The sequence below is a fragment of the Aeromonas sobria genome, assembly GCF_006243315.1.
In the GTDB taxonomy this organism is placed as follows: domain Bacteria; phylum Pseudomonadota; class Gammaproteobacteria; order Enterobacterales; family Aeromonadaceae; genus Aeromonas; species Aeromonas sobria_A.
In genome coordinates this window covers 25,957-37,998 of record NZ_NKWE01000050.1, presented here as the reverse complement: position 1 = coordinate 37,998, position 12,042 = coordinate 25,957, and the positions used below count along the sequence as shown (strand labels likewise).

Genomic DNA, 12,042 nt, shown 5'->3' with positions numbered 1-12,042 from the left:
AATATCTCATGTTACATGCACTCTTCTTGATCGGCCTGGTAGCCGAAGGGATGACAGGCGCGCTGGCTGCGGGTCGGCGACGGATGGATCTGTTTGGTGTGGTGATCATCGCCTCGGCGACGGCCATCGGTGGCGGTACCATTCGCGATGTGCTGCTGGGTCACTATCCACTGCTCTGGATTGAACACCCGGAATATGTGCTGCTGGTTGCCGCCGCGGCGATGGCGGGAGTGATCTCGGCCCCCTTGATGCGCTATCTCGGCAAGCTGTTTCTGGCACTCGATGCGCTGGGACTGGTGGTGTTCTCTATCTTTGGCGCCGCCCGTGCGCTGGAGATGGGCCACGGCGCCGGTATTGCCTGCATCATGGCGGTGGTGACCGGGGTATTTGGCGGGGTGCTGCGGGATCTGCTCTGCCAGCGGATTCCGCTGGTATTTCGCCGCGAGCTCTATGCGGCCATTTCGCTGATCACTGCCGCTCTCTACTGTCTGGCGCTGGATCAGGGCTTGCCGACCAACTGGGCGGCCTTCGGCGCCATCGGCATCGGCTTTGTGCTACGACTGTTGGCGGTACGCTTCAAGTGGGGACTGCCCACCTTCAACTACCAGTACGCGACCCACTAAGTACGCTGGCTGCTGGCGAGGCGGCATGGATTACGAGCAACAAAAAAGCGCCCGAGTGGCGCTTTTTTCATGAGCATATTGATGGCTATGTCCCCATTACCTGTTGCATTCAGCCCTTGCAACCGCCCAGCTAATCGGGAGATAGCCAATAAACAAGGGGCGCCATCCGCACCCCCCTTTTATCGACCTTGCAGATTATTATTTTTGAGGTGGATTGTCCCAAATCCCCGCTTCCAGCTGGGAGCGGATCTCCGGGTATTTGTTGGCATCGAAGGTCGGTACCTTGCCCAGTCTGAGCTGATCGTTGTAATCCTTGGCCAGCTTGATCGCCACACCAGAGAGCAGCAAGATCGCCACCAGGTTGACGATAGCCATCAATCCCATGGAGACATCCGCCATCGCCCACACAATCGGCAACTCACCCACAGCACCGAACATCACCATCCCCAGCACGAACACCCGGAACAGCATCAGGCCGCCCTTGTGGTTGTGCTCAAGGAACACCAGATTGGTCTCGGCGTAGGAGTAGTTCGCCACGATGGAGGTGAACGCGAAGAAGAAGATAGCTGCCGCAATGAAGATATTGCCGCCGTTGCCAATCTGGGAAGAGAGTGCCCGCTGGGTCAGCTCCACCCCTGTCACACCGGAACCCGGCTCAAACTGACCGGACATCAGGATGATGGCGGCGGTACAGCTACAGATGACGATGGTGTCCATAAAGACCCCCAGCATCTGCACATACCCTTGAGAAGCCGGGTGCGGCGGATAGGGCGTCGCGGTCGCGGCGGCGTTGGGGGCAGACCCCATCCCCGCCTCGTTGGAGAAGAGACCGCGCTTGATGCCGTTGATCATCGCCTGGGAGATGGCATAACCCATGGCGCCTGAACCCGCCTGCTCAATCCCGAAAGCGGACTTGATGATCAACATGAAGACATGGGGCAGCTCGGTGATATTCATCGCCACGATCACCAGCGCCAGCAGGATATATGCCAGCGCCATCACCGGCACCACCAGCTCGGCAAAACGGGCAATGCCACGAATGCCGCCGAAGATGATGAGGCCGGAGAGCGCCACCAGCGCCAGACCGCTGACCCAGTCAGGAATACCGAACGCCACCTTCATCGCCAGACTGATGGAGTTGGCCTGCACCGCATTGAATACCAGACCAAACGCGAGGATCAGACAGAGCGAGAACAGCACCCCCATCCAGCGCATACCCAGGCCCTTCTCCATGTAATAAGCCGGGCCGCCACGGTAGTTGCCATCCTCATCCTTAACCTTGTAAAGCTGGGCCAGGGTGCTTTCGACGAAGGCGGTTGCCATGCCGATAAAGGCGATCAGCCACATCCAGAAGATGGCACCGGGGCCACCCAGATAGATGGCAACAGCCACACCGGCCAGGTTGCCGGTGCCCACGCGGGCGGCAAGACTGGTGCAGAGCGCTTGAAAAGAGGAGATGCCAGCATTGTCAGATTTACGGCTGTTTTTCAGCACGGAAAACATGTGGCCAAAGTGACGGATCTGGATAAAACCCAGTCTGAAAGTGAAAAAGATCCCGACCCCGATCAGCAGGTAGATGAGCACAGCTCCCCACATCAGGTCGTTTAGCATCGCAATCAAGGTGTCCATAATTCTCTCGTTGTTATTCACATCCATGGTCAGTCTGCGCTGACCGTTTTCTGTCTGTTGTTTAATTAGCGTTTCGCTAAAGGGGCGGAATCTAGCATAGCGAAGGAGTCCAGAATAGTGATCCCGATCACTGTGGACACAAAAAACGAACGGTAAACGCTCATAAAGCGCCATTTAAATCGCAAACTTTCAACAAATCCAATAATTTAATCAGGCACGCCAGGGTAGAGCCTCATAAGAAAACCATTTTTATCTCGCGCTGATGAGTTATTTGCAAAGGCAAACGCTTGCCTGAAATGGCTTTCAAATGGGGATATTTTGCCAAACGTTTTCCTAGTAATAAAATTACAAGTAGGTGATGCAGTAATTTATGTGATCGGCGACACAAATATGAATATTGGCTAAAAAAGTTGATCTGCAAGCAAACCGGAAAAGCCCTGCAGAAAAATACAAAAAACCTTATTAATCATATAGTTTCTAGCACTAAAACGGTATGGCCCGACCGCTTGGATATTTAACAGCCAAGTGCCCCTATTGCAGGATGCACCACATAAGTATTAATTAGGCAGGCAATGACGATGGGTCACTCCCATCGCGCTTTTCTGAGCCTGAGGCATCAAGATCCTGTAATTTTATTTCAGAACCACCGTCTCAAGCCCGCAACCCAGGGATGACTCCCTCATTAAGAGATGATATTCGCTATGGCCGATAAATTAACCCAGCTGAAAGCCCTGACCACTGTTGTTGCCGACACCGGTGATATCGAAGCCATCAAACGCTATCAGCCCATCGATGCCACCACCAACCCCTCTCTGGTTCTGAAGGCCTCCGAGATCCCCGAGTACGCTCCGCTGATCGAAGACGCCATCAAGTGGGCCAAAGCCCAGAGCCAGGACAAGGCACAGCAAATCATCGACGCGGGCGACAAGCTGGCCGTCAACATCGGTCTGGAAGTGCTGAAGATCGTTCCGGGCCGTATCTCTACCGAAGTCGATGCCCGTCTCTCCTTCGATACTGCTGCCAGCATCGCCAAAGCACGCAAGCTGATCCGTCTCTACAACGAAGCGGGTATCAGCAACGACCGCATTCTGATCAAGCTGGCCTCCACCTGGGAAGGGATCCGCGCCGCCGAGGTACTGGAGAAAGAGGGTATCCAGTGCAACCTGACCCTGCTGTTCTCCTTCGCTCAGGCCCGTGCCTGTGCCGAAGCCGGTGCCTTCCTGATCTCCCCGTTCGTGGGTCGCATCCTCGACTGGTACAAGGCCAAGCACAACCGTGACTACACCCAAAGCGAAGATCCGGGCGTCGTCTCTGTCACCGCCATCTACGACTACTACAAGCAGCACGACTACCCGACCGTGGTAATGGGTGCCAGCTTCCGCAACACCGGCGAGATCCTAGAACTGGCCGGTTGCGACCGCCTGACCATTGGCCCGGCGCTGCTGGAAGAGCTGAGCAAAGCCGAAGGTACCGTGGTACGCAAGCTGAACTACACCGGTGAGCGCAAGGCGAAACCGACCCCGATGACCGAAGCCGACTTCCGCTGGGAACTGAACCAGGACGCCATGGCTCACGAGAAACTGGGTGAAGGCATTCGCATGTTTGCCATCGACCAGGGCAAGCTGGAAACCATGCTGGCAAGCCGCCTGTAATCGGTTCATTTTTCTGGTAAAACCGGGTGCCTGATAAGGCGCCCGGTTTTTTTTTATCGACTTTTCCAGCCTTGTCATAACCCTGTAAAGAAAACGTTTTACTTTCAACTTCGTTATGTTATACGGGTGATGAAAACGATAAAAACCAAGGAGGGAGCCATGGAAATGTTCAACTTCGATTATGACGAGGTAGTTGAGCTCGGTTCACGTAGCCGCGGGACAACGGGAAAGAAACGTAAATGGCGTGAAATCGAAGCGCTCAAAGACAAACAGCGCTTGCAGAAGGAGCTGCAATCTATTGATATCGCGTATGAAGGTCTGACAGACGAGTTTCAACTGTAACAGCACCTGACACCGACAAAAGCGCCCCAATCAACGGGGCGCTTTTTTATGTCTGCTGAGTAACATCCAATCCCTCTCACACAGTCCTGGCTGCAGCTGTCATGAAACACTGACAAAACGGGTGACAAGCCACCCGCAGCATTGAGCAGGATGGACGGCTGCCAATAATAAAAAACCCCCGTTGATAACGGGGGTTCCAGTGCTTGATGCGCTAACAGCAGGGCTTAACAGTAACCGTAGCCCAGCAGGCGCTGGTAGCGCTGCTCCAGCAGTTGCTCGGTATCGAGCGGACGCAGGGCATCCAGATCCTGCTTGATGCGCGCCTTGAGATTCTTGGCCATCTTTGCCACATCGCGGTGAGCACCACCCAGAGGCTCATCGATCACATGGTCGATCAGCTTGAGCTCTTTCAGACGCGGGGCAGTAATACCCATGGCTTCAGCCGCCACCGATGCCTTGTCGGCGCTCTTCCACAAAATGGAGGCACACCCTTCCGGCGAGATGACGGAGTAGGTGGAGTACTGCAGCATATTGACGCGATCACCCACGCCGATAGCCAGCGCGCCACCCGATCCACCTTCACCGATCACGGTGCAGACCACCGGCACAGTCAGGCCAGCCATCACTTTCAGGTTGCGGGCAATCGCTTCGGACTGGCCACGCTCTTCCGCACCCACACCCGGGTAGGCACCTGGGGTGTCGATAAAGGTGATGATCGGCATCTTGAAGCGCTCGGCCATCTCCATCAGACGCAGGGCCTTGCGGTACCCTTCCGGACGCGGCATACCAAAGTTACGCTTGATCTTCTCTTTGGTCTCGCGACCTTTCTGCTGACCAATCACCATCACCGGCTCGCCATCGAGACGGGCGATGCCGCCAACGATAGCCTTGTCGTCGGCATAGGCGCGATCACCAGCCAACTCATCGAAGTCAGTGAAGATGTGCTCGATATAATCGAGGGTGTAAGGACGCTGAGGATGACGCGCCATCTGGGATACCTGCCAGGCCCCCAGATCGCTGAAGATCTTCTTGGTCAGCTCTTCGTTTTTCTTCTCCAGCCGGCGAATGTCGTCGTTGAGATCGACAGCACTGTTGTGCTCACTCACATGACGGAGTTCATCAATCTGCGCCTGCAGCTCGGCAATCGGCTGTTCAAAATCCAGAAAAAGACTCATAGGGCCTATAGATCCTCTAATCAAAAACCAATTCCACCCGCTCTCGTCCAAGCAGGACGCGCAAGTCATCTATCAGTTGATCGGTGGGCGTCACCCGCCACTCGGTACCGAGCGTCAATCGCACCCGGGAACCGGGGCGACGATAGTTTACCTGAACCGGACAGACTCCGGCACGGGCGGGCTCCAAAATCTCGCACAAACGCGGGAAAAAGCGATCATCAATTCGCTGTTCATCGAGGGAGATGCGAATTGCTCTGGCAAAACGCTCCCTCGCATCGTTGATATCCAGTAATTCACGGGCCGACATTTTAAGGCCACCGGAGAAGTCATCAAAGCTGACCTGTCCAGAAACCACCAAAATACGGTCTTTTTGCATCAATTCTTCATATTTTTCCAGCGCTTCACTGAACAGGGTCACATCGAGGCGACCGGAACGGTCGTCCAGGGTGAAGATCCCCATCTTGTTGCCACGCTTGGTCACCATGCTGCGGGCCGCAATCACCAGCCCCGCCGCCGTGGTCACGGTATCGCGGGAGGTAGGATGCAGATCGCACAGGCGACCGGAGGTATAACGGCGCAACTCGCTGCTGTACTGGTTGATGGGGTGACCGGTGAGATAGAGCCCGAGGGTCTCGCGCTCCCCTTCCAGCCACACCTTGTCAGGCCAGTGCGGCACATTGGCGAACGCCTTCTTGACGTCGTCAATCTCTTCGGTGAGCACGCCGAACATATCGACCTGACCGACAGCTTGCGCCTTGGCGTGTTGCTCGGCAGCCCGCATAGCCTCCTCCAGCGTCGCCATCAGGGCGGCACGGTGGGGGCCGAGCCGATCCATGGCGCCAGAGTAGACCAGCTTTTCCATTACCCGTTTGTTGATCTTCTTGATGTCGACCCGATTACAAAAGTCGAACAGATCGCGAAACGGGCCATCCTGATCCCGGGCACTGAGAATGGCATCGATAGGGCCTTCACCGACCCCTTTCACCGCACCTATGCCGTAGACGATATGGCCATCTTCGTTAACGCTAAAGCGATAGCGACCAGTGTTCACATCCGGCGGTATCACGGTCAGCCCCATCCGCTGGCACTCGTCTACCAGGGTCACTATCTTGTCGGTGTTGTCCATGTCGGCGGTCATCACCGCCGCCATAAACTCGGCCGGGAAGTGGGTCTTGAGCCACAAGGTCTGGTAAGAGACCAGCGCATAGGCGGCGGAGTGGGATTTGTTAAAGCCGTAACCGGCAAACTTCTCCACCAGATCGAAGATCTTGACCGCCAGCTCGCCATCAACGCCGTGTTTAATGGCCCCTTCCTCGAAACCGGCCCGCTGCTTGGCCATCTCGGCCGGATTTTTCTTACCCATGGCCCGGCGCAACATGTCGGCGCCCCCCAGGGTATAACCCGCCAGCGTCTGGGCAATCTGCATCACCTGCTCTTGATAGACGATGATGCCATAGGTGGGCTCGAGTATCGGCTTGAGGCTCTCGTGCTGCCATTTTTCATCGGGATAAGAGATAGCTTCCTGGCCGCGCTTGCGATCAATGAAGTTATCCACCATGCCTGACTGCAGCGGGCCCGGTCGAAACAGCGCCACCAGAGCGATCATGTCTTCAAAACAGTCTGGCTGCAGCCGCTTGATCAGATCCTTCATGCCACGGGATTCGAGCTGGAACACCGCAGTGGTCTCGAACCGCTGCAACAGGGCGAACGACTTCTTGTCATCGATGGGAATGGCGGCGATATCAACTGGCGGCTTGCCCTCTTTGGCAAGGCGCGGGTTGATCATCCCCAAAGCCCAGTCGATGATGGTCAGGGTACGCAGACCTAAGAAGTCGAACTTCACCAGTCCCGCGTACTCCACATCGTTCTTGTCAAACTGGGTAACCGGATGATTGCCCGAGTCATCGCAATAGAGCGGTGCAAAATCGGTGATCTTGGTGGGCGCAATCACCACCCCACCGGCGTGCTTGCCGGCGTTACGCACTACCCCTTCGAGGCGGCGCGCCATGTCGATGAGGTCTTTGACCTCCTCATCCTGCTCGTAGAGCTCGGGCAGTTTGGGCTCAGCCTCGAACGCCTTGGCCAGGGTCATGCCCGGATCCGGCGGGATCAGCTTGGAGATCCGATCGACAAAGCCGTAGGGGTGGCCCAGCACCCGGCCCACATCCCGCACCACCGCTTTGGCCGCCATGCTGCCGAAGGTGATGATCTGCGACACCGCATCCCGGCCATACATCTCGGAGACGTGTTCGATGACCTCATCGCGCCGATCCATACAAAAATCGACGTCGAAGTCGGGCATGGATACCCGCTCGGGGTTCAAGAAACGTTCGAACAGCAGGTCAAATTCCAGCGGGTCGAGGTCGGTGATCTTGAGGGCGTAGGCCACCAGGGATCCCGCACCCGAGCCGCGGCCAGGCCCCACGGGAATGCCGTTGTCCTTGGACCACTGGATAAACTCCATCACGATGAGGAAGTAACCCGGGAAGCCCATCTGGTTGATCACTTTCAACTCGATATCGAGGCGCTCGTCGTACTCACCGCGCTTGGCGGCCCGTACTGCGGGATCAGGGAACAGAAATTCGAGACGCGCCTCAAGCCCCTCTTGCGACTTGGCCACCAAAAAATCTTCGGTCGTCATGTCGCCGGTCGGGAAGTTGGGTAGAAAGTATTCGCCCAGACGCACCGTGACGTTACAACGCTTGGCGATCTCGACCGTGTTCGCCAGCGCCTCGGGGATGTCGGCGAACAGCTCGCACATCTCCTCCTGACTGCGCAGGTACTGCTGGGGGCTGTAACGGCGCGGGCGACGCTTGTCCATCAAGGTGTAGCCATCGTGGATGGCGACCCGGATCTCGTGGGCGTCAAAATCATCGGCACAGAGGAACACTACCTCGTTGGTGGCCACTACAGGCAGCTCGAACTCGGTGGCAAGGGCCACTGCCATGTGCAGATAGGCCTCTTCGTCGGGGCGACCGGTACGCAACAGTTCAAGATAGTAAGCATCGGGGAAATGGGCTTGATAGAAAGCCAGCGACGACTCGGCCATCTGCCGGTTGCCCTTGAGCATGAACTTGCCCACATCCCCCTCACGGCCACCGGAGAGCACGATAACCCCCTTCGCATGATCCGCCAGCCAGGCTTTGTCGATGACCGGACGCCCCTGCACATGACCACGCTGATAGCCATGGGAAATAAGCAAGGTGATGTTCTGGTAACCGTCATTATTCATGGCAAGCAGGGTCAGACGAAACAGCTCATCCCCCAGCTCATCGCTCTGCACCAGAAACTCGGCACCGACAATGGGTTTGATCCCCTTGCCGTGGGCCGAGCCATAGAAGCGCACCAGACCACACATGTTCATCTGGTCGGTCAGTGCCAGGGCCGGCATGTGGTTGGCTGCAGCAGCCCCGACGATGGGGCCTATCTTCTGCAGCCCATCGACCATAGAGAAGTCGGAGTGGACCCGCAGGTGGATAAAACGGGGTTCAGCCATCGTCATACCTTCTCGTTGCTCAAGCTAAATTGCATGGTCTACTCGATCCCCAGTGCGCGGCGCACCGGTTTAAAACTTTTACGATATTGCGGCAAAGGGCCAAGCCTGGCCAGAATGGCGAGGTGCTCAGGGGTAGGGTACCCCTTGTGGCGGGCAAAACCATAGTCGGGATGACGGCTGTCCAGCTCGGTCATCTCCCCATCGCGGGTCACCTTGGCCAGAATGGAGGCGGCGCTGATGGCGGCCACCAGGCTATCCCCCTTGACCACGGCGCGCGCTTCCATCGGCAATGCCGGGCAGCGGTTGCCATCGATAAAGACCAGCTCGGGGGTGACGTTCAGCCCAGCCACGGCGCGCTGCATCGCCAGCATGGTGGCATGCAGGATGTTGAGCTGGTCGATCTCTTCCGGGCTGGCGCGACCGATGGCCCAGGCCAGCGCCTTCTCCTTGATCTCGTCAAACAGGGCAAGACGTTTCTTCTCGGAAAGCTTCTTGGAATCAGCCAGCCCGATGATCGGATTGGCCGGATCAAGAATGACCGCAGCGGTCACCACGTCACCCACCAGCGGGCCGCGGCCCACTTCGTCCACACCGGCAACCAGCTTGTCATCAGGAATATCGATCATCATCTTGCCACCTTGAATCAAAACAGGCCCCGCAGGGCCTGGCATAACGTCGACGATGTGCCGCTGCGACGCGCAGCACAATCGGCCGTCCGGGAGAGGGTTATCTACCGAGCAAGTCGGCTACCGCGTCGGCGGCCTGCAGATCAGCATTGCAGCGAATGCGCTGGTGCAACTCGGTGAAGGTATTGACCAATTGGCTATTGTCATGCTCAAACAACTTGCTCACTTCAACCACCAGGTTTTCAGGGGTGCACTCGTGCTGCAGCAACTCGGGCACCAGCATGCGACCCGCCAGCAGGTTGGGCAGCGAGACAAACTCGGTCTTCACCAAGCGCTGGGCCAGCCAGTAGCTGAACGGTTTGAGCTTGTAACCCACCACCATCGGCTTTTTCACCAGCATGGCTTCGAGCGCGGCAGTGCCGGAGGCCAGCATCACCACATCGGCGGCGATCATCGCCTCACGCCCCTGCCCCTCTAACAACACCATGTTGAGATCCGGCGCCAGCTCGGCCTTGATGGCCATAAACTGCTCACGTCGTTGCTGATTGACCAGTGGCACCAGAAAGCCGAGATCAGGATAACGTACCGTCAGGTGCTTGCACGCTTCAAGAAACAGGGGGGACATAAAGCCCACCTCGGCGCTGCGACTACCCGGCAGCACCGCCAGCCAACGGCGATTGGCATCGATACCCAGATGACGGCGAACCGCGGCCTGGTCCGGCACCAGCGGAATATCATCCGCCATGGTGTGGCCAACAAAGCGGCAAGGGGCATCGAAACGGTCGTAGAAGGCTTTCTCGAACGGCAGGAAGGCGAGCACCATGTCGGTGGCAGCCTTGATCTTGTGAATGCGGTTCTGACGCCAGGCCCAGACCGAGGGGCTGACATAGTGAACCGTCTTGATACCGGCGCGGCGCAGTTTCAGCTCCACCCCGATATTGAAATCAGGGGCATCCACGCCGATGAAGATATCGGGCGGATTGGCAATAAAGTGGCGCAGCAGTTCACGGCGAACCTTGAGGATGCGTGGCAGACGGCCAAGTACCTCGGTGATCCCCATGACGGAGAGCTCTTCCATCTCGAACAGCGCTTTGACGCCGAGAGCCTGCATCCGCGGCCCGGCAATGCCTTCGAACTGCGCATCCGGATAGCGCGCTTGTAACTCGCGCACCAGACCCGCTGCCAGAATATCGCCGGAGACTTCTCCGGCGACGATACCGATGCGAACCGGATCAGGCACGGATAATCCCGCGCTCGTTATCTTTGAGGAAATCGACGTACAGCTGAACCGCCGGTTCACTGGCCGCCATCTCGATCAACACCGGCAGCACCTCTTCGACGGTCTTGCCAGAGCGGAAGATCTCTTTGTAGGCGCGCTTGACGGCGGAGATCGCCTCTGGCGAGTAACCACGGCGACGCAACCCTTCGGAGTTGACGCCAAACGGCTTGGCATAGTTGCCCGCCGCCATCACATAAGGCGGTACGTCTTTGTTCAGGGCGGCGCAGCCACCGACAAAAGCGTGGGAGCCAACACGGCCGAACTGGTGGATGGCAGAAAGCCCACCAAAGATCACGAAGTCACCGATCACCACATGGCCTGCCAGAGTGGCGTTGTTGGCGAAGATGCAGTTATCACCGATGATGCAGTCATGGGCAACGTGCACGTTGACCATAAACAGGTTGCCACTGCCCACCTTGGTCAGGCACTGATCCTGAATGGTGCCACGGTGGAAAGTGCAGTTCTCGCGAATAACGTTGTTATCGCCAATCTCGAGAAAGGTGCGCTCGCCAGCGTACTTTTTGTCCTGGCAATCCTCACCGATGGAGGTGTGCTGGAAGATCTTGTTACCGCGACCAATCTTGGTCGGGCCCTTGATCACCACATGGGAAGCGACCCAGGTGTTATCGCCGATTTCAACCTCGGCACCGATGACAGAAAAGGGGCCAATTTCAACCCCTTTACCAATCACGGCAGACTCATGGACGATAGCAGTATCGTGAATGATGGCAGTCTGGTCGATCACGTGTATTAAACCTCGCGTTTTGCGCACATCAGTTCGGCGGTACAGACCACTTCACCATTAACGGTGGCAACACCGGTGAACTTGGCAATGCCGCGACGCTCTTTCAGAAACACCACATCGAGCACCAGCTGATCACCGGGGCCGACCGGACGCTTGAAGCGAGCGTTATCGATTGAGGCGAAGTAATAGAGTTCGTTGGGCGACGGTTTGCCCACCATGGTAAAGGCCAGGATACCGGTGGCCTGCGCCATCGCTTCCAGGATCAATACACCGGGGAATACCGGCTTGGCCGGGAAGTGTCCCTGGAAGATCGGCTCGTTGAACGAGACGTTCTTGATGGCACGCAAGGTTTTGCGCTCATCACTGATTTCGTAATCGTCAACCCTGTCCACCATCAAAAATGGATAACGGTGGGGCAGCAATTCCATAATTTCCTGGATCCCCAGGCTCTTCTTTTCAGTAGTCAAAACAGCAC

General features: G+C 57.0%; 10 protein-coding genes. 3 read left to right on the top strand and 7 right to left on the bottom strand.

What is annotated here, in order from left to right; all coding sequences use genetic code 11:
* Positions 1–8 precede the first annotated feature (8 nt).
* Positions 9–623 (top strand): trimeric intracellular cation channel family protein, encoded by a 615-nt coding sequence (locus CF137_RS17145; RefSeq protein WP_101323888.1) that lies wholly within the window; start codon positions 9–11, stop codon positions 621–623.
* A 198-nt stretch (positions 624–821) separates the two neighbouring features.
* Here CF137_RS17145 and CF137_RS17140 read toward each other — a convergent pair whose 3' ends face one another.
* Complete coding sequence (locus CF137_RS17140) at positions 822–2,252, bottom strand: alanine/glycine:cation symporter family protein (RefSeq protein WP_139690496.1); 1,431 nt, start codon at positions 2,250–2,252, stop codon at positions 822–824.
* A gap of 701 nt (positions 2,253–2,953) precedes the next feature.
* On the opposite strand from CF137_RS17140, the gene tal reads away from it, so the two are divergent.
* Both tal and CF137_RS17130 read left to right on the top strand, forming a co-directional pair.
* The gene (tal, locus tag CF137_RS17135) at positions 2,954–3,904 is read left to right on the top strand and encodes a transaldolase (protein ID WP_139720555.1); all 951 of its coding nucleotides are present in this window, start codon (positions 2,954–2,956) and stop codon (positions 3,902–3,904) included.
* A gap of 159 nt (positions 3,905–4,063) precedes the next feature.
* Positions 4,064–4,246: a DUF3545 family protein gene (locus tag CF137_RS17130; RefSeq protein WP_042020087.1), complete on the top strand. Its 183-nt coding sequence runs from the start codon at positions 4,064–4,066 to the stop codon at positions 4,244–4,246.
* A gap of 224 nt (positions 4,247–4,470) precedes the next feature.
* Here the strand turns inward: CF137_RS17130 and accA are convergent, their stop codons facing one another.
* The 6 genes from accA to fabZ all read right to left on the bottom strand — a co-directional run bounded on the left by accA (position 4,471) and on the right by fabZ (position 12,034).
* Positions 4,471–5,421: an acetyl-CoA carboxylase carboxyl transferase subunit alpha gene (accA, locus tag CF137_RS17125; RefSeq protein ID WP_042020086.1), complete on the bottom strand. Its 951-nt coding sequence runs from the start codon at positions 5,419–5,421 to the stop codon at positions 4,471–4,473.
* 16 nt (positions 5,422–5,437) lie between these two features.
* On the bottom strand, positions 5,438–8,917 hold the full coding sequence (gene dnaE, locus CF137_RS17120; RefSeq protein WP_139720553.1) for a DNA polymerase III subunit alpha: 3,480 nt from the start codon (positions 8,915–8,917) through the stop codon (positions 5,438–5,440).
* Between the two features lie 38 nt (positions 8,918–8,955).
* A complete protein-coding gene (rnhB, locus tag CF137_RS17115; protein ID WP_139720550.1) occupies positions 8,956–9,546 on the bottom strand; it encodes a ribonuclease HII in 591 nt (196 codons plus the stop codon).
* A gap of 97 nt (positions 9,547–9,643) precedes the next feature.
* Entirely contained in the window at positions 9,644–10,783 is a 1,140-nt protein-coding gene (gene lpxB / locus CF137_RS17110) for a lipid-A-disaccharide synthase (protein WP_139720548.1), read from the bottom strand.
* Entirely contained in the window at positions 10,776–11,567 is a 792-nt protein-coding gene (lpxA, locus tag CF137_RS17105) for an acyl-ACP--UDP-N-acetylglucosamine O-acyltransferase (protein ID WP_101319767.1), read from the bottom strand. The genes lpxB and lpxA overlap by 8 nt, the downstream gene beginning before the upstream one ends.
* A 5-nt stretch (positions 11,568–11,572) precedes the next feature.
* Entirely contained in the window at positions 11,573–12,034 is a 462-nt protein-coding gene (gene fabZ / locus CF137_RS17100) for a 3-hydroxyacyl-ACP dehydratase FabZ (RefSeq protein ID WP_042020081.1), read from the bottom strand.
* Positions 12,035–12,042 lie beyond the last annotated feature (8 nt).